This is a genomic window from Ruegeria sp. B1 (genome assembly GCF_056535885.1).
Genome location: NZ_JBQFJA010000001.1, coordinates 981,724 through 999,617 on the forward strand (window position 1 = coordinate 981,724; position 17,894 = coordinate 999,617).

Annotated in this window: 20 protein-coding genes; 9 read left to right on the forward strand and 11 right to left on the reverse strand. The window is 58.0% G+C overall.

The window, feature by feature from the left end; genetic code table 11:
* Positions 1-105 precede the first annotated feature (105 nt).
* The 3 genes from ACR3ES_RS04710 to ACR3ES_RS04720 all read right to left on the reverse strand — a co-directional run bounded on the left by ACR3ES_RS04710 (position 106) and on the right by ACR3ES_RS04720 (position 3,117).
* On the reverse strand, positions 106-507 hold the full coding sequence (locus ACR3ES_RS04710) for a DUF4864 domain-containing protein (RefSeq protein ID WP_170428162.1): 402 nt from the start codon (positions 505-507) through the stop codon (positions 106-108).
* Positions 508-555: 48 nt separating this feature from the next.
* A complete protein-coding gene (locus ACR3ES_RS04715) occupies positions 556-2,130 on the reverse strand; it encodes a lysine--tRNA ligase (RefSeq protein ID WP_170428159.1) in 1,575 nt (524 codons plus the stop codon).
* A gap of 105 nt (positions 2,131-2,235) precedes the next feature.
* Complete coding sequence (locus ACR3ES_RS04720; RefSeq protein ID WP_170428157.1) at positions 2,236-3,117, reverse strand: LysR family transcriptional regulator; 882 nt, start codon at positions 3,115-3,117, stop codon at positions 2,236-2,238.
* Positions 3,118-3,209: 92 nt separating this feature from the next.
* Here ACR3ES_RS04720 and ACR3ES_RS04725 point away from each other — a divergent pair, with 92 nt between their 5' ends.
* Together ACR3ES_RS04725 and ACR3ES_RS04730 are read left to right on the forward strand one after the other, a co-directional pair.
* A complete protein-coding gene (locus ACR3ES_RS04725) occupies positions 3,210-3,668 on the forward strand; it encodes a cupin domain-containing protein (protein WP_170428154.1) in 459 nt (152 codons plus the stop codon).
* Positions 3,669-3,806: 138 nt separating this feature from the next.
* Positions 3,807-4,229 (forward strand): tellurite resistance TerB family protein, encoded by a 423-nt coding sequence (locus ACR3ES_RS04730; RefSeq protein WP_170428152.1) that lies wholly within the window; start codon positions 3,807-3,809, stop codon positions 4,227-4,229.
* Positions 4,230-4,231: 2 nt separating this feature from the next.
* On the opposite strand, the gene dacB is transcribed toward ACR3ES_RS04730, so the two are convergent.
* The 4 genes from dacB to ACR3ES_RS04750 form a co-directional block, all read right to left on the reverse strand.
* On the reverse strand, positions 4,232-5,710 hold the full coding sequence (gene dacB / locus ACR3ES_RS04735) for a D-alanyl-D-alanine carboxypeptidase/D-alanyl-D-alanine endopeptidase (protein ID WP_170428149.1): 1,479 nt from the start codon (positions 5,708-5,710) through the stop codon (positions 4,232-4,234).
* Between the two features lie 66 nt (positions 5,711-5,776).
* Positions 5,777-6,397, reverse strand: a complete 621-nt coding sequence (locus ACR3ES_RS04740) for a nicotinate-nucleotide adenylyltransferase (protein WP_170428146.1) — start codon at positions 6,395-6,397, stop codon at positions 5,777-5,779.
* The gene (locus ACR3ES_RS04745; RefSeq protein ID WP_170428143.1) at positions 6,394-7,164 is read right to left on the reverse strand and encodes a hypothetical protein; all 771 of its coding nucleotides are present in this window, start codon (positions 7,162-7,164) and stop codon (positions 6,394-6,396) included. Before ACR3ES_RS04745 ends, ACR3ES_RS04740 begins: the two co-directional genes overlap by 4 nt.
* A 30-nt stretch (positions 7,165-7,194) precedes the next feature.
* Positions 7,195-7,656: an MOSC domain-containing protein gene (locus tag ACR3ES_RS04750; RefSeq protein WP_170428140.1), complete on the reverse strand. Its 462-nt coding sequence runs from the start codon at positions 7,654-7,656 to the stop codon at positions 7,195-7,197.
* 147 nt (positions 7,657-7,803) lie between these two features.
* Between ACR3ES_RS04750 and ettA the strand changes: the two genes are divergently transcribed.
* Both ettA and ACR3ES_RS04760 read left to right on the forward strand, forming a co-directional pair.
* Positions 7,804-9,471, forward strand: coding sequence for an energy-dependent translational throttle protein EttA (gene ettA, locus ACR3ES_RS04755; RefSeq protein WP_170428137.1), 1,668 nt, complete (start codon positions 7,804-7,806; stop codon positions 9,469-9,471).
* Positions 9,472-9,512: 41 nt separating this feature from the next.
* Entirely contained in the window at positions 9,513-10,211 is a 699-nt protein-coding gene (locus tag ACR3ES_RS04760; protein ID WP_170428134.1) for a hypothetical protein, read from the forward strand.
* Positions 10,212-10,344: 133 nt separating this feature from the next.
* Here ACR3ES_RS04760 and ACR3ES_RS04765 read toward each other — a convergent pair whose 3' ends face one another.
* Positions 10,345-10,893, reverse strand: coding sequence for an REP-associated tyrosine transposase (locus ACR3ES_RS04765; RefSeq protein WP_170428131.1), 549 nt, complete (start codon positions 10,891-10,893; stop codon positions 10,345-10,347).
* Positions 10,894-11,220: 327 nt separating this feature from the next.
* Here ACR3ES_RS04765 and ACR3ES_RS04770 point away from each other — a divergent pair, with 327 nt between their 5' ends.
* A complete protein-coding gene (locus ACR3ES_RS04770) occupies positions 11,221-11,427 on the forward strand; it encodes a cold-shock protein (protein WP_170428128.1) in 207 nt (68 codons plus the stop codon).
* Between the two features lie 187 nt (positions 11,428-11,614).
* Positions 11,615-12,169, forward strand: a complete 555-nt coding sequence (locus tag ACR3ES_RS04775; RefSeq protein ID WP_170428125.1) for a L,D-transpeptidase — start codon at positions 11,615-11,617, stop codon at positions 12,167-12,169.
* An 8-nt stretch (positions 12,170-12,177) separates the two neighbouring features.
* Here ACR3ES_RS04775 and ACR3ES_RS04780 read toward each other — a convergent pair whose 3' ends face one another.
* Positions 12,178-12,792, reverse strand: coding sequence for an SOS response-associated peptidase (locus ACR3ES_RS04780; protein ID WP_480424938.1), 615 nt, complete (start codon positions 12,790-12,792; stop codon positions 12,178-12,180).
* Between the two features lie 3 nt (positions 12,793-12,795).
* Positions 12,796-13,461 carry an arylesterase gene (locus ACR3ES_RS04785; RefSeq protein WP_170428119.1) on the reverse strand — a complete coding sequence of 222 codons (666 nt, stop codon included), beginning with the start codon at positions 13,459-13,461 and terminating at the stop codon, positions 12,796-12,798.
* A gap of 26 nt (positions 13,462-13,487) precedes the next feature.
* Here ACR3ES_RS04785 and ACR3ES_RS04790 point away from each other — a divergent pair, with 26 nt between their 5' ends.
* A complete protein-coding gene (locus ACR3ES_RS04790; RefSeq protein WP_480424939.1) occupies positions 13,488-14,183 on the forward strand; it encodes an ABC transporter ATP-binding protein in 696 nt (231 codons plus the stop codon).
* On the forward strand, positions 14,180-16,708 hold the full coding sequence (locus ACR3ES_RS04795; RefSeq protein ID WP_170428114.1) for an FtsX-like permease family protein: 2,529 nt from the start codon (positions 14,180-14,182) through the stop codon (positions 16,706-16,708). Before ACR3ES_RS04790 ends, ACR3ES_RS04795 begins: the two co-directional genes overlap by 4 nt.
* 2 nt (positions 16,709-16,710) lie before the next feature.
* Here ACR3ES_RS04795 and ACR3ES_RS04800 read toward each other — a convergent pair whose 3' ends face one another.
* Positions 16,711-17,184, reverse strand: a complete 474-nt coding sequence (locus ACR3ES_RS04800; RefSeq protein WP_170428111.1) for an Rrf2 family transcriptional regulator — start codon at positions 17,182-17,184, stop codon at positions 16,711-16,713.
* Between the two features lie 95 nt (positions 17,185-17,279).
* Between ACR3ES_RS04800 and ACR3ES_RS04805 the strand changes: the two genes are divergently transcribed.
* The gene (locus ACR3ES_RS04805) at positions 17,280-17,891 is read left to right on the forward strand and encodes a gamma-glutamylcyclotransferase family protein (RefSeq protein ID WP_170428107.1); all 612 of its coding nucleotides are present in this window, start codon (positions 17,280-17,282) and stop codon (positions 17,889-17,891) included.
* Positions 17,892-17,894 lie beyond the last annotated feature (3 nt).

The window sequence follows — 17,894 nt, forward strand, 5'->3', positions numbered from 1 at the left end:
CTTGCGGCACGTTCAAACCCGTGTTCAGGTCCAGCCCGAACGCGAAAGTCTGAGTATCGAAAAGGAGTTAACCGCCGCTCTCATCACCGTGACGGTGGTGTTGCATCAAGCGGTCGGGTCAGAATTTCCCAGCAACTGAACGCCATTGATTTTCCAGCCATTGTCCTGCTGGATCATCTGATAGTCCAGGATGTGAACCCGACCGTCATTGTCTGTGACCATGACTTTCTGCCACAAGGCGCCGTTGATCTCACGCAACTCAAGAAAGCGCACATCCGCAGGGCGCCAAACCATCGGATAGCCGCGTCGCACCATGACCCCGAAATTCTCGGGCGTTCCGAACAAGCGCTGGATATTGGGGCTGGCAAAGGTAAAGGCGGTGGCAAAGTCATCTGCCTTGAATGCCTGTATCTGCGCCGCGATGTTCGCCTCGATTTCGGCGTTCTGGCCAAAGGCTCCCGAGGCCAGTCCGGCGCTCAGAGAAGCAGCGAGTAACAAACGGCGCATGGGTCATCCTCCTACCGGAAGATTAGCCCCATACGCCTTTAGGTCAAATCAGACCAACTCTCCAGCCAGCGCCTTGTCGATCAGGGCGATGGTTTCCGGCACTCCATAAAGCGCGATGAACCCACCGAACCGAGGCCCTTGCGAGGCCCCCAGCAGCACTTCATACAGCGCCGTGAACCAGCCGCGCAGCGGGTCAAAGCGCTCGCGACCAACCGCGTAGACCACCGATTGCAGCGCCTCGTCCTCGACGGGGCCGTCATAGGCCGCCAAAGCCGTCTTCAACGCGTCAAGCGCCTCGCGCTCTTGCTCTGTCGGCGCGCGGTGCTTGCGCGTCGGTTTCACGAAATCGTTGAAATAGCGCACCGCAAAGCCCGCCGCCTGATCCAGATCAGGGTGCGTTTCCGCCGTGGCCTCGGGCGCATAGCGACGAATAAAGCCCCACAGAGCCTCTTTGTCCTCGGCACCTGATACGGACGCCAGATTCAACAGCATCGCGAAGGGCACCATCAGAGTGGATGCAGGCACGTCCCCGCCGTGTATATGCCACACCGGGTTGTTCAACTGCGCCTTCAGGTCCTGCCCCGGATAGGCGCGCAGCTGCTGGTGATACTCATCATAGGCCTTCGGGATCACGTCGAAATGCATCCGTTTCGCCGTTTTGGGCTTTTGATACATAAAATACGCCAGCGACTCGGTCGGCGCATAGGTCAGCCATTCGTCAATCGACACGCCATTGCCCGACGATTTCGAAATCTTCTGCCCGTTCTCATCCAGAAACAGCTCATAGCTGAAATGCTCGGGCGCACGACCGCCCAAGGCCCGGCAGATCGAGTCATAGATCTTTTCATTGGTGGCGTGCTCCTTGCCGTACATCTCGAAATCCACGCCCAGCGCCGCCCAGCGCGCACCGAAATCCGGCTTCCACTGCAGCTTCACGTGGCCGCCGGTGACGGGAAGCGTCCATTCCTTGCCGTCCTCGTCGTCAAAGGTGACCGTGTAGGTTTCGGCACAGACCTTCTTCATCGGCACATAGAGAACCTGTCCCGTCTCAGGATGGATCGGCAGGAAGATCGAATAGGTCTGCTGGCGTTCTTCCCGCAGGCTTTTCAGCATGATGGCCATCACGTCGTCGTAGTTTTCCACGGCCCGCTTCAGGATCTCGTCGAACTGACCTGAGCGGTAGAATTCCCGCGCCGAGTAAAACTCGTACTCGAACCCGAAGGTATCGAGGAACCTGCGCAGCATGGCATTGTTATGCTCACCAAAACTGGGATATTCGCCAAACGGATCCGGCACCGAGGTCAGCGGACATTGCAAATAGTCCTGCAACGCCTCAGGGTTCGGCACGTTGCTGGGCACTTTGCGCATGCCATCCAGATCGTCCGAGAAACAGATCAGCTTGGTCGGAATATCCGACAGTGCCTCAAACGCACGTTTGACCATCGTGGTCCGCGCCACCTCGCCAAACGTCCCGATATGCGGTAGCCCCGAGGGGCCATAGCCCGTCTCAAACAGCACATACCCCTTGTCCGGAGCCCCCTGTCTGTACCGTTTGAGCAACCGCCGCGCCTCTTCAAAGGGCCAAGCCTTGGATGTCATCGCGATTTCACGCAGGTCAGACATTGAGATACTCCATCGGGAAACGTGCCCGACACCCCATGCGCCCGGCCCGGCCCCTGTTATTGTGCGGATGCAGCATGAGTCAATAAAGCCCGGAAATTACGCGGTCTATTTCTGGCCGGTATCCGAAATCCAATTGAGAATGTCCCGGACATGAGGTTCGGCGGCCAATCCGTCGCGCGCCGACAGAAAATACCCCCGGCTGGACACTGCCGTTGATGCTTCTAGGCGTGTGATGGCGCCCGTCTTCAAAAAACTGTCGAGGACTCCATCCCAGCACAGACAAACACCCTGTCCGGCCAGCGCCGCGTTCACCAGCATGACATAGGAGCTGAAATCGAGCACCCGCGCCTTTTTCGGCATTGCCATCCCTGCGGCCTGAAACCAACTCGGCCAGTCATGCCACTGACTGCGGGCCGCTTCCATCGTGAGCAGGGTCATGCGTGAAAAATCATGTTGATCCCGGCTCATCTCTTTTCTTGCCAGATACAAAGGGCTGGCAGCCGGAAATACTGCATCACCCAATAGGCGAGTCTCCTCTTCGGTTTCCCGGTGCCCAAACCGGATGACGACATCACCGGGGCGAACGGCCTCTCCATACTCCTGACTTATGATACGGATCGTTGTGTCGGGAAAGGTGGATTCCAACTCTCCGAGACGCGGAATCAACCAGAATGCCACAAAGCCAGACGGTGCCGTAACGCTGACAACCTTGCCCTGAGACGCTTGCCGGATCTGACCCACCGCGCTTTCGATTTGCCCCAACCCGCTGTGCAATGCCCGTAGTAAGTCCCTGCCATGCTGTGTCATTTTCACAGGTTTCCGGCTGCGGTCGAACAAAGCGCATCCCAGATCGGCCTCAAGATCCGCAATTCTGCGGGACACGGCCGGTTGCGACACGTTCAATTCCTGGGCCGCCGCCGTCAGCGTTCCGCGACGCGCAGCCGCGTAAAACGCCGTCAAACCCGAAAAGCTAGGCAATCTGTCCACGTAACATAACCTCAGCGTATGATTGACTTCATCTTTCTCTTATTGCCCCGTCAATACAATCGCGTCAAATGGCAGTACAAGGAGGACCAAAAATGACACATGAATTGGACACGTTGGCAACGGATTACAGCGAGACCGTTATTGTGCATTGTGCCAGCAATCTTGCGCATCCTCCGCTGGCCACAGATGCCGCGCATGTTCCCTTGTCGGGCGGCACGGATCCCTCTTACGGCGAGGTGCGCTGGCGCACCCTGATCAACGGCACGCAGGCAAGTCCCCGCGATCTGGTTCTGGGTATTGCCGAATTCGGACCGGGCGACCGCCTTTTGCCCCACCGCCATGACCCGGCCGAGTTTTATTTGGGTCTGGACGGGGAAGGCACTGTGACAATCGATGGGGTTGTGCACCAAATTCGGCAGGGTGTCGCGCTGTACGTACCGGGTGGTGCGGAACATGGCGTTGTTGCGGGTGAGGATGGCCTGCGCTTTGCCTACGGGTTCGCCAGTCAGGGCTTTGAGCACATCGAATACAGGTTTTCCGCCACCGCCTGACGGCCATTCGATGTCGAACGGCTCATAAACTTTGCTTTGTCGACCCGCCGCAATTCCCGTGCGGCCAAACAAGGTGTTGAACCTGCTCTCTCTGGCTCATATCGTGCGCGCTCAGAAACATCCAAGCAGGACGACCCAATGACCGAGCAAGTTCCTCACCCCATGTCCCCCCAGGACTGCCTTGTGGCGATCATGGTGGCGATCTCAGCGTCAGACGAAAACATCCGAACGGCGGAACTGGTCAAGATCGAAGGTGCGGTCAACATGCTGCCGGTCTTTGCAGGATACGACATCGACCGGACGCGTACGGTGTCTCAAATCGTGTTCGATTTGTTTGAACAGGTGGACGGGTTGGATGCGCTCTTTGGTCTGATCCGCGACAACCTGCCGGAACGGTTGCACGAAACTGCCTATGCGCTGGCTTGCGATGTCGCCGCGGCGGATGGATCTCTGGCCGAAACCGAACTGCGCCTACTGGAAGAAATACGCTACGAGTTGAACATCGACCGACTGCATGCCGCCGCAATCGAGCGCGGCGCACGGGCGCGACACACCACCTAGGCTCAACTACCGTAAAGCGCGCCCCACCGTTCGATCAGCGCCCTTTGCAGCTTGCGCGATCTGCGGTTCCAACTGCGCGCGCCTTCCGGGCGTTCGCGGAGTTCCCGCGGAATCGTTGCGCGATGATCCACATCGGCGGTGAAAATGGCAAACGCCAGATCGGATCCGTCCGCAGTGGTCACGAACCCACCCAAGCCCGACACAAAATTCAGCGTCCCAGTTTTGGCATCCACCTTGATTGGATGATCCTTGATCACCTTGCCATTGCTGTCAGTCAGGGCAAAGGGTTTCAACAAATGTCGTAACGCACCGGTTTTCCGGGCGGCAACCAAGGCACTGACCAGATCGCCGGGCGCCATCCGCGAAGCGTCGCCCAGCCCCGAGTGATCGACCATTGCGATGCGTCCAACCCCATAGGTTTCAGCCGCCCAGCGGTTCATTTTAGCTGCTGACCCCGCCAGACTTTTGGGTTGAACACCACGGGCTCTGGTGGCCGTCATCCCCACCATTTCCGCCGTCAGGTTGGTCGAATACTTCAGCATCCCCCGTAAAATGCTATCGAGGGGATCACTTTGGTGCACAACCAAAACGGTGCCTGTCGGCGCCTGCCGGGTGACCTGTACCCGGTTCAACACAATTCCATTTGCCCGCGCCAGCGTCCGGAAGACATCACCCGCATAAAGCGCCGGCTTGCGCACCGGCAACCACCGCGCGCCACCATTGCCCAATGCGGCCTTTGCAACGGTCCAGCGATCCTGGCGGGCACTTGGCTGATAGGTATAGATCGGCAACCGCCGCGCCTCGATCTCCATCGCGGCCATGTCGACATCGGGTCTGTACCGCGCGGTACGCGCATCCATGGTGACGTCGAAATTGGTCCCGTCGCGTTTCCACTCGAAATGCACGCGGTTGAAGTTCAGCGATATCCCACTGATGGCCGGGCTGTAGCCCACATGATCCGGTTGTCCTGGATCAATGCTGAACACATAAGGCAGGGCCCCGTCATACACTTTGAATGCACCGCGCACCTCTGTTACCCCGGCTGCACGCAGATTGGCCGCCATCGTGGCAAGGTCATCCGTATCAAGCAGCGGGTCACCTCCGCCCACCAGAATGAGATCGCCATTCAGGATGCCGTTCTCAATTGTACCATCTGCGATCAGCTTTGTTTCAAACCGATAGTCCGCACCCAGAACGTCCAACGCATAAAGCGCGGTCAGCGCCTTGCCCACGCTTGCAGGAGGCAATCCCGTCTTACCGCCAACCGCTTCCAGTTGCGCCCCTGTCGCCACATCCGCAACAGCAAACACAACTTCGCCCGGCAGGCCAGCCGCTTTGATAACCCGTTCGGCCCCGCCAAAAGGCAAAGACCGCGCTTGCGGTCGCAGGGATGCCAATGGCGCCTGTGCCAGAGCAGCGCCCGGAATCACCGAGGCCCCCAATCCCCCCAAAAACAAACGACGCGAAATACGATCAACCATAGGCCAATTAAAATCTCAGAGATCAAAACCACACAACCACTCGGACCGATTATGCGTTCAGGGGGGCTATTCCGGCAACACCCTTTCGCCCCACCCGGAACGCGTGCGAATTTCGGTCGAGCTGACATCGACCATCGGCACATTCACGAAACACCAGGCCGGAGCAGTTGCCTGCCCCAGCAAGTGCCGCGCCTGCCCGTCGATGCGATACTTGGCATAAACACGAGCCGCAGGCGACATCCGGGCCGAGATCCGATCCCCCGGCCGCGCCACTACGCCGACAGGCACGCTGTCCATGATCAGTCGCCAGTCTTTCCATTTGTGAAACTGCGCCAGATTGTCAGCCCCCATCAGCCAAACAAACCGCACCTTCGGATAGAGCCGCCTGAGCGCCTCCAGCGTATCCGCCGTCGCCCGTGTCCCGGTCAGCGCCTCGATGTCCGTCACGTCCACACGCGGGTGCCGCATCACCGCCCGCGCCGCCACTATCCGCTGTGTCAACGGAGCAGGCCCCCGCTCTTTCAACGGATTACCCGGAGACACCAGCCACCACACCCGATCCAGCCCGAAGGCCTTCATCGCCTCGCGCGTGACATGCACATGCCCCTGATGCGGCGGATCAAAAGACCCGCCGAACAGCCCCACAACCTGCCCGGGCGACGCATATGGTAGCGAACTGCGTCTCATTTCAATACGACAAGAGGGAGGAAGGCATTACCCAAACTTACGCAATACTCTGAATCCAAGTAGGGCTTTGTTTCTCTAAGCGCTTTCTCGGGGAAATGCTCTTGGACGATTTTGATCAGCAGTTTCTGGAAGCTATTTGAAACGGCACCGCTGGCACGAACGCTCCAGTCCATCCAGTCATCGATTACCATAGGGCTATCTACGCCGTTTTCTTCGGCCCAACGATTGACTCCGGCAACAAACACATAGTCTTCACCAAGCGGATAGAACGAGTTACCAACCATTTCATGATGGAACATACTCTGATTTGCTCTTTCGCTCACGTAAGCCAAGTTTGCTTCAACTTCGCTAGGTACGTAGTGGTTGGAAAACTTGTTTCGTATGAAATTCGAGACCTTGTAGCCATCTTCACACTTTAGACTGGTCAGTTCCGTCATGCATTCATCAAACAATTTCAATGTCGCATCAGCATTTTTGCGCACAAGCTTACGCCTGTAATCCGAAAATTGCTTTAACGCCTCGAAGACTTTTGCATTTAAGGCCCGCGCAAGCGTGTGCTTTTCGATCGCGAACATCGCACGCATGCTTTCATCGTTAGTTTCGGGCCTTTTTGAAGCAACAAACAGTCTTTGGAAGGTGTTTATCTCATTCAACGCATAGGCCATTGCCGACAGAAGCGCCGTTGTTTCGCTGCCAAGTCGGTTCAGTTCCGCCTTCGAAAACGACAGTTCACCATAGCTGAGTATTCTCATGTTCTTCTTGCTCATGACCTCAGGAAACTTGTTGAAGCGCTGTTGTCAATCAACAGGTTGCACTGGATCACCCAACCTGACCCGCCCGGGCTGCACCACGTCAGCACACCAACCGCCGTGACCGCGCACGGCGGAATAGCCACCCTTTCCCAATGCTTCCTCCATCCGACTGCACGGCGCGCAGATCACGCTAAAACACAGGATGGCCTCGCCGACCTGCACTTCTCGCCCTTTAAGCGACGCCAGATTGATCCCAGAGACTACCAGATTGCGTCGCAAGATTTCGGGCGCGATCGCCCCACGTCCCAGAAAGCTGCCAATCGTCGTCAGGTGCTCGTGCTGCACTAAGGTTACCGCGCGTTTGCCCGCACGACCTCGGTCTCCGTCCAGCCCGTCGGCACCCATCCTGATCTCTTCTTTGGCAACAACATCGGACCGGCGCGAAGGCCGCACGCCGATCCACTCCACGCGCCCTGGTTTCGCCCAACCCGCGATCAACTCAGCCATTTCCGACAAATCGTGCCCCGTGTTCGTTCCGTTCAACCTAACCCCGACATCACTGCCGAAGAAATCACAAATCCACCAGCTTGCCCCGCCCGCCCCGCTTGTCTATCTAGCGGTTTAACCCGATTTCCCCGACCCAGAGGACGCGACATGGCCGCCTATCAATATGTCTACCACATGCAGGGTGTCTCCAAGACCTATCCCGGTGGCAAGAAGTGCTTTGAAAACATCCACCTGAGCTTTCTGCCCGGCGTGAAAATCGGTGTCGTCGGCGTCAATGGCGCGGGTAAATCAACGCTGATGAAGATCATGGCGGGCCTCGATACCGACTTCACCGGAGAGGCATGGGCGGCTGAGGGTGCCAAGGTGGGCTATCTGCCGCAGGAACCTCAGCTGGATGAATCGCTCACCGTCCGGGAAAACGTCATGCTGGGCGTGGCCGCGAAAAAGGCCAAGGTCGACCGCTTCAACGAGATTGCCATGGAGATTGCCGAGAACTACTCGGACGAGTTGATGGAGGAAATGACGACCCTGCAGGACGCGATCGACGCGGAAAACCTCTGGGACCTCGACAGCCAGATCGATGTCTCGATGGAAGCGCTGCGTTGCCCGCCGGACGACGCCGACATCGCCACCCTCTCGGGTGGTGAGAAACGCCGCGTGGCGCTCTGCAAGCTTCTGTTGGAAGCGCCCGACATGTTGCTGCTCGACGAACCGACCAACCACCTGGACGCCGAAACCATCGCCTGGCTGCAACAGCACCTGATCGACTACAAGGGCACCATCCTGATCGTCACCCATGACCGTTACTTTCTGGACGACATCACCGGCTGGATCCTCGAACTCGACCGGGGTCGCGGCATTCCCTACGAAGGCAACTATTCCGCATGGCTGGAACAAAAGGCCAAACGACTGGAACAGGAAGCCCGCGAGGACAAGTCCAAGCAGAAAACCCTGCAACGCGAGTTGGAATGGATGCGTCAGGGCCAAAAGGCCCGTCAGGCCAAATCCAAGGCCCGGATCAACGCCTATAACGAACTGGCCGAACAGTCCGAGCGCGAAAAGCTGACCCGCGCCCAGATCGTCATCCCCAACGGCCAGCGCCTTGGCGGCAAGGTGATCGAAGTTGAGGGCCTGTCGAAACACATGGGCGACAAGCAACTGATCGAAGGGCTGGACTTCGCCCTGCCTCCCGGCGGCATTGTCGGCGTCATCGGCCCCAACGGTGCCGGTAAATCGACCCTGTTCAAAATGCTGACCGGTCAGGAGCAGCCCGACAGCGGCACCATCACGCTGGGCGACACGGTTGAACTGTCCTACGTTGACCAGTCTCGCGACGACCTGAAAGACAACGACACCGTGTGGGAGGCGATCACCGGCGGCGCCGAGATCATCCAGCTGGGTGACGCGCAGGTCAATTCCCGCGCCTATTGCTCGTCCTTCAACTTCAAGGGCGGCGACCAGCAGAAAAAGGTCTCATTGCTATCCGGCGGTGAGCGCAACCGCGTCCACATGGCCCGCCTGCTGAAAGAGGGCGGCAACGTCCTGCTGCTCGATGAACCCACCAACGACCTCGACGTCGAAACCCTGCGCGCACTGGAAGACGCACTGGTCGATTTCGCAGGCTGCGCCGTTGTGATCTCACACGACCGTTTCTTCCTCGACCGGATTTGCACGCATATTCTGGCCTTTGAAGGGGATGCGCATGTTGAGTGGTTCGAGGGCAACTTCGAAGACTACGAAGAAGACAAAAAACGCCGTCTGGGACCGGATGCACTGGAGCCCAAGCGGTTGAAGCATAAGAAGTTTGCGAGATAGAAATGGAAGCCCCGCCATTATAGCTGCGGGGCTTTTTCGCCATGAGAACACTTGATCACGTCGATAATAAACTCTTTGAAGCTCAGTTTTTTATTGAACAAATGGAAAACAGCAAAAATGAGCTTTTTGCCATGCGTTGTTTCTTCAGCGCGTTTGTCTCGTCTGTTCGCAGTGTAACGTTTGCTATGCAGGCAAGCATGAAGGGCGTAGATGGGTTTGAAAATTGGTACGCTGATATCCAAGCCGAGCTTCGGAGTAGTCCTATTGCACGTTTTTTTCATGAATGCAGAACGGACGATCAGAAGATCGGTTTCAACCATATAGTTGGCGGTTTCCTCTCGGAAACAGGCGTCGAGTTCTGGTTTGGTGAACCCGAGCCGGGACGTTGTAAATTTGTCCCTGAAACAGATGTTTTAACCACGTGCAAGATGCACATGCGAACGACCTGTGCGATTGTCGACAAAGCCTACAACGATTTTGGCTTGGAGATTGATCCTGACCAAATCTACACACCAGACGGTTTGAAGCTAAAAAGTTGGTCTCTAGAAGACGTTGACGAGTATTTGGGTTACCCACGTGGCTGGACGGATGTCGAGTGGCCAAAAGGTAACAAATATGAACATCGTCTTGCATCACTAGTTCGAAACATACCGCGTAGCTACGTAAAGCCCCTTTTAGTTAAATACTTGGAAAGAGAGTTAAAATACCCGATCGGACCGTTCAGAGTTCGATCTGACTAACGTAGCAAGCGTAGGATGGGGTTTCACCCCATCACTCACTCAACGACCCTGCTCGAACACTCGTACGATCTGTTCCCGTGCACCAAACCAACTCCAAACTCCAACCTCCCAAATTATGGGGTAAAACCCCATCCTACGGCTCTCCAAACGCGCCATCGGTGACCACACCGCTCCACTCCGGATCAACCCGACCCGCGCGAATATCGCGATGGATTGACGAATACGGCCAATCGGTCGGGCGTTCCACCAACCCGTGTTTGACCGGATTACCCCAACAATACGCCATATGATTGCGGTAATCCCGCTCGTCCCGAATGGCATGCTCCCAAAACCGGCGTTGCCATATCCCGGCATCCCCTTTCGCGATTTTCGAATCCGTTCGTAGGGTGGGGTTCCACCCCACCACTCCCGACGCCTTCACCCCGCGCGTAAACCGCGCCTTGATCGCACCCCACCGCGTCGAATAATCCGCATCCCCCGGCGGCAAGGTCCAAACCGCATGCAAGTGATCGGGCAAAACGACAAATGCATCGCACCAGAACGGCCGCTCTCTCTGCGTCATCGCAAAGGCCGCCCGCAAATGTGCCACCTCGCGCACCAACACATCCGACGATCTGTCAGCCAGAGACACGGTGAAAAAATACTTGGCTCCAGGAATGCGGACGCGACGATAGTTGCTCATGCCGCGACAGGAACACAGGCATGGTTAACGGATTCTGAATTCCGTTTGTGTGCTGAGACCCAATAGTCAGATCATATAGAAAGCGCTCAAAACGATAACCGAACCCATCGGCGGAATCTTGTACAAAACGGACAATTGCCCTTCAAACCCTTGTACAAACCCCACAAAATCCCTTGTCACGTGGCCTGACCGATGCCATATCCAAGGAGCATACGTTTTTCTATTTCGACCTACTGTCTCCGTTTTCGGCGCTCAGTCTATCGATACAGACGACGACGCCGGGCTGCCGCAACACCGTGGGCAGCACATAAACAGGAGACAACGGATATGCCTACAGGCACCGTAAAGTGGTTCAACACCACCAAAGGCTTCGGCTTTATCGCACCCGAAGAGGGCGGCAAGGACGTGTTTGTGCACATCTCGGCCGTCGAGCGTTCGGGCCTTACCGGCCTCGCCGACAACCAGAAAGTCACGTACGAGCTGCGCGCTGGTCGTGACGGCCGCGAAAGCGCCGACGACATTCAACTGGTGTAACCGGTTGAAAGGGCGGGGAGTTTTCCCCGTCCGCTTTCTTTTTTCCGGCTTTGTCCGTTCTGCGCGACCCAAGTGTTGCGCGCAGACAACATAACGTTTGCGTTATGCTTGCCCCAGAAATGACCAAATCGGATATCATTCTGACGTTACAGTCATGAGTTGAGTGGTCATTGCGAAAGGGCATACCATGGTCACACGCCGCGTATTTCTGGCGGGCACCACCGCCAGCCTGCTGCCAGGCATCGCCAGTGCGAAAAAGGCGGTCGAGTTCGACGCGACCCCCCAATACGTGCGGATCAAGAAAGAATTCATACCGGGACAGCTTCTGGTCGTTCCGCGCTCATTCTATCTGTATTTCGTGACCGAACCCCGAAAGGCAATCCGCTATGGATGCGGCGTCGGCAAGGCAGGTCTGGAATTTACCGGCACAGCAACAATCGACGTGAAGAAAGAGTGGCCTACCTGGCGACCGACCAACGAAATGATCGAACGCGATCCGGTGGCTTACGCGCGGTTCAAAGACAACGACTACGTTCAACCCGGAGGGGATGGCAACCCGCTGGGTGCGCGGGCGTTGTATCTGTTCCAGAACGGGGTGGACACCTACTTCCGCATCCACGGCACAACCCAACCTCAAACTATTGGCCGGGCAGCGTCAAACGGGTGTATTCGGATGCTGAATGAACATGTCGTGGACTTATATAACAGAGTCCCGATCGGAACCGTGGTCACAGTCGTCTGAAAGTGCGTCTACGGCACCGACCAATCCACATCACCAGCCTCTTCGATGCGAAGCAACCCGTTCGGCCAGGGGCGCGCAATGGTCCGAGCCTTTGCCTCATCACCTGTCAGCCATACATCAACGCCCGTTCGATCCAGCAAAACACCCATGCGATGGTGGATCGGCTTGACGTCCGCATTTGGCTCGCAGGTCACCGCGGCAAACTGATCGACCCGCGTGCCACCCGGGGCCTCCCACGTGTCTGTGATCGCCGCAAAGAACAAGGGGCCACCATCCGCCGAGGTGATTTGCCAGGCCGTTTTACGGCGTTTTTCCCCGGTCCACTCGTACCAGCCATCTACTGGGACAACCGCTCGGCCAACACCTTGAAACGCGGTCTTGTCAAAAACGGTCTCGGACCGGGCATTAATGATGGTTTCCATGACCGGACGCCCCCGCGCGTTGACCCGACCGACCGGGATCATGCCCCACCGCATCGGCACGAGGCCGATTTCCGTCAGCACAACCATCTCCTGACCAGGCTGGATGTTCCGACGCGGTGGCTGGGAATTCACATCGTCCGAAACCCCCAGTGCCTCAGCGATCTCGGATATTGGTCGCGTCAGAAAGAAGCGTCCAGGCATCGATCACTCCTGATTGGCCGCTGTTTGGGCAAGATCAAGAACTTTTGGGCCCAACGCGTCAACGATCAGTGCTACACCAGCCGCATTCGGATGTATGCCGTCAGGCTGCATGAACGCGCCCACCGCACCCGGGTCGCCATCAGCCACCAAACCATCGAAAAAACTGTTGGCGTAAAATGTCTGAAACTCCTGAGCTAACTCCGGGTACATGCCATCAAAGGCCTGTTTGTACTCAATGCCATAGTTGCCCGGCGCCTGCATTCCGACAAGCAGAACGGTCACGTCGCTCGCCGCTGCAACGTTCAGGATTTTCTCGAGGTTGGCGCGTGAATTGGCTGGATCAATGCCCCGCAGCAGATCGTTTCCCCCGAGCGCCACAATCATACCGTCCACATCCGGCGTCAGCGTCCATTCCACGCGCGCCGCGCCGCCTGCCGTCGTGTCCCCTGACACACCCGCATTGATCAGACGGACATCCGCCCCCTGTTCCTTCAACCAGCGATCCAATTGGGGGACAAAGCCGTCCTCTTCGACCAGCCCGTACCCTTGCGTCAGCGAGTCCCCTAGTGCCGCAATGACAACCTGTTCCGCTGTGGCCGCAAAACCGCAACAGGCAAACAGCCCTGACAGGACAGCCTTGCGCAAAACTCTAAGTGCTCCATATCCCAAGTGACTGCTCCCCTTCGGAAAGACCCATGACAACACCAGTTCTTAAACTCCAAAATGCCGCATTGTCGCTGGATGGCAATGCCGGTCGGGTGAATATCCTGCATGACATTAACCTGACCGTAGCGCAGGGCGAAACGCTTGGGCTGGTCGGGCCGTCCGGATCCGGCAAATCCTCGCTGCTGATGTTGATGGGCGGGCTGGAGCAAGCGACTGGCGGCAGCGTAACCGCTTTGGGTCAGGACCTGACCGGGATGGACGAGGACACACTGGCCCGTTTCCGACGGGATGCAATGGGCGTTGTGTTTCAGAATTTCCACCTGATACCAACTATGACCGCACTTGAGAACGTCGCAACACCTCTGGAACTGGCCGGACACAAGGATGCCTTTGAACGTGCAGATGCCGAATTGCAGGCTGTGGGCCTGTCGCACAGGCGCGATCATTACCCCGCACAGCTGTCTGGCGGAGAGCAACAGCGCGTCGCCCTAGCCCGCGCCTCTGCGCCGCGCCCGAAGATTCTGTTGGCGGACGAACCAACCGGAAATCTAGACGAAACCAACGGCGCAGCCATTGTCGATCTGCTGTTCGGATTGCGTGACAAGCACGGCGCGACGCTGGTGCTGGTGACCCACAGCCATTCGCTGGCCGAACGATGCGACCGGGTCGTTCGCCTGCGGGACGGGCGGATCGCGCAAGACATCCAGAAAGAGGCTGCGGAATGAGCTTGCGTTTGGCCGGTCGACTTGCCCGCCGCGAACTGCGGGGCGGGTTGCGGGGGTTTCGCGTCTTTCTGGCCTGTCTGGCTTTGGGTGTCGCAGCAATTGCCGCCGTTGGCTCGGTTCGATACGCGATCCAGGCCGGGCTGACGCAAGAAGGCGCTGCCTTGCTGGGGGGCGATGCGCAGCTGGAATTCACCTATCGCTTTGCAGATGATGACGAACGCGCATGGATGGACGACACTGCGCAGCAGGTGTCCGAAGTGGTTGACTTTCGCTCTATGGCCGTCGTGCCGGGCGATACGGGCCCAGAGCGCGCGCTGACACAGGTAAAAGCTGTCGACGACATCTATCCTCTTCTTGGATCGGTTGTTTTAGAGCCTGACATGTCGTTGTCAGACGCTTTGAACGGAGATGGGGGCCTGCCGGGCGCCGTCATGGATCCGGCGTTGATTGATCGCCTCGCACTGTCGATAGGTGATCAGTTCGCCCTTGGAACACAGAATTTTATCCTCTCTGCGGCGCTGAAGAATGAACCTGACAGCGCGGCCGATGGGTTTGGCCTTGGGCCGCGTACGCTTGTGCGCACCGAAGACCTGCAAGCTTCGGGCCTGTTGGAGCCGGGCACCTTGTTTTCTACAAAGTACCGGCTGGACCTTATGCCGACGGCTGATCTTGAGGGCTTGAAATCTGAGGCGGGAAACTTTTTTGACGGCACCGGCATGCGCTGGACCGACGCCCGGAACGGAGCGCCCGGCATTGCCGAGTTTGTGGCGCGACTGAGTGTGTTTTTGGTGTTGGTTGGCCTGTCGGGCCTGGCTGTTGGCGGAATCGGCGTATCCGCAGCAGTGCGGGCCTATCTGTCGCAAAAGACCGAAACCATTGCCACCCTGCGCACATTGGGCGCAGATCGGGCGACGATATTCCAGACCTACATGATCCAGATCGGGATACTGTCGGTGGCGGGGATCGTGATTGGGATCGCGCTGGGTGGTCTGGCCCCGTTGGCGCTGGCCCCGGTGATCGAAAGCCGCCTGCCTGTCCCGGCGGTGTTCTCGCTCTACCCGCAACCCCTGGCCGAGGCTGCGCTGTATGGGATTTTGACGGCCTTCCTGTTCACGCTCTGGCCCCTCGCCAGAACCGAAGAGGTGCGCGCCGCGACCCTGTTTCGAGATGCGTTGACATCCGCCCGGAGTATCCCGCGCCTAGCCTACGTGTTAGCCACCGGACTGGGTCTGGCCGTGTTGATCGCAGCAGCATCGTGGTTCAGCGGTTCGACGCAGTTGACGCTGTGGACCAGCGGCGGGCTGGTCGGAGCCTTGTTGTTGCTGTCCCTGTCAGCCTATGCGATCCGGCGACTTGCGCGCGCCGGGGCACCCTGGGGCCGTGGTCGCCCCGCCTTGCGCTGGGCGCTGTCCGCCATATCCGATCCGCGGGAAGGCGCTGGTTCGGTTGTGTTGTCCCTTGGGTTGGGCCTGTCGGTTCTGGCGGCGGTTGGCCAGATCGACGGCACGTTGCGCAATGCGATATCCGGAAACCTGCCGGACGTAGCCCCGTCCTACTTTTTTGTCGATATTCAAAAGGACCAGATGCCCGGGTTCACCCAACGCCTCGAAACGGATCCGGATGTCAGCCGAATCGAAAGCGCGCCCATGCTGCGCGGTATCATTTCGCAGATCAACGGACGCCCCGCGCGTGAGGTGGCTGGAACCCATTGGGTTCTGGAGGGTGATCGCGGCGTGACCTACTCGGTTGAGCCGCCGGAAAACACCCGCATCACCGCTGGTGAGTGGTGGCCCGAGGATTATTCAGGGCCGCCGCAGGTCAGCTTTGCTGCCGAAGAGGCAGCGGAGATGGGCCTGAAACTCGGGGACGAACTGACGGTCAATATCCTGGGCCGCGACATCACCGCGGAACTCACCTCATTGCGCGAGGTGGATTTTTCCACCGCAGGCATGGGCTTCATCATGTCGATGAACCCTTCCGCACTGGCGGGCGCGCCGCATAGTTTCATCGCCACGGTTTATGCCGAAGAACCTGCCGAGGCTGCCATCCTGCGCGATCTGGCCGGGCAGTTTCCCAATATCACAGCAATCCGGGTACGCGACGCGATCGACCGCGTCTCAGGCTTGTTGGCGGGGCTAGCGGCTGCAACCTCGTACGGGGCTGGGGTATCCCTTCTGACCGGGTTTCTGGTTCTGATCGGGGCGGCCGCCGCAGGCGAGCCTGCGCGGCGGTACGAAGCAGCGGTCTTGAAGACTCTGGGAGCAGATCGCCGTCGGATTCTGATCAGCTTTGCTTTGCGCGCCATCCTCTTGGGCGCTGCGGCGGGCTGCGTTGCCTTGCTGACCGGTGTTTTGGGAGGGTGGGCCGTGGCCACTTACATCTTCGAGACCGGTTTCACCGTCATATGGCCGTCGGCGTTGGGCATTGTCGTCGCCGGAATTGCCGTCACGCTGGGCGCGGGTATGGCCTTTGCCCTGCGTCCACTATCAGTGCGTCCGGCTGGTATCCTGCGTGCCAGCGATTGAGGTCAGCGCGCGTATTGCACAGGCTGCATCATGCTGATCAACGGCGCGTTGTCACAAACCAGCGTATCCAGTGTGATGTCATCAACCAGTGTATCCAGCGTGATGTCATCAAGCGTGGAATAAAACAGCTCGATGGCGTCCTGCAGTGCCAGCCTCAGACGACGCGCAGCTGTTAGTGGACAGGAGTCATCGGAATCTGCAAAGCAGTCGACGACGGGCAGCGGCCCCTCGACATGGCGAAAAACGCCGCCAATCCTGATCTCTTCGGCGGGACGCGCCAGTTTCATCCCTCCGTTTCGACCGCGTTGTGTATTCAGGTAATTGAGTTGGCTCAATTGATTGATGACCTGCGCAAGATGGTTCTCGGATATGTTGCACGCCTCGGCAATCTCGGACTTCGTAACCAGTCGCCCCGGATGTCTGGCGCAGTACATCAGCAGGCGTACTGCAATGTTTGTCCGTTTGGTAATCCGCATGGTGGCCTCCCTAAATTCTAGGTGGGGCCTTATTGCATGTCTGACCAAAAAACGGTTTGACATACATCAATCGTCAACAAAGGACCCTGTGCTAGATGGCTGACCCCTATTTCTTTGGCTATGGCAGCCTCGTGAACCTCGCCACGCACGATTTCCCCGATCCGCGACCGGCTCGATTGAAAGGGTGGCGCAGGGCGTGGCGACACACCGATCTGCGTCCCGTCGCCTTTTTGACGGCGGTTCCCGACCCGAACTGTGAAATCGATGGCATGATCGCACATGTGCCCAAAAACGACTGGACAGCACTGGACGAACGGGAATGGGCATATGAGCGTGTCCCAACCACGCCAACTGTAACGCATCCCTTGACCCATGATGTTGAAATCGTAGTCTACGCGGTTCCGACAGGCCAGCATACCGAACCGAGCAACCATCACCCGTTGCTGCTGAGCTATATTGATGTGGTTGTTCAGGGATATCTGCGCACATTCGGATCCGAGGGAGCCGACCGTTTCTTTACCACTACGGAGGGATGGGACGCACCCATCCTGAATGATCGCGCCGAACCGCGTTACCCGCGTCACCAGGAACTGAACGCTGCCGAGACTGATTTTGTGAATGATCGTCTGCGACGCGTGTCCGCAAAGATCCTGCAACCCGGCCAGCAAAACAAAGCAGACGCGTTACCTGCCTCGTTTGTTTTTTAGGTT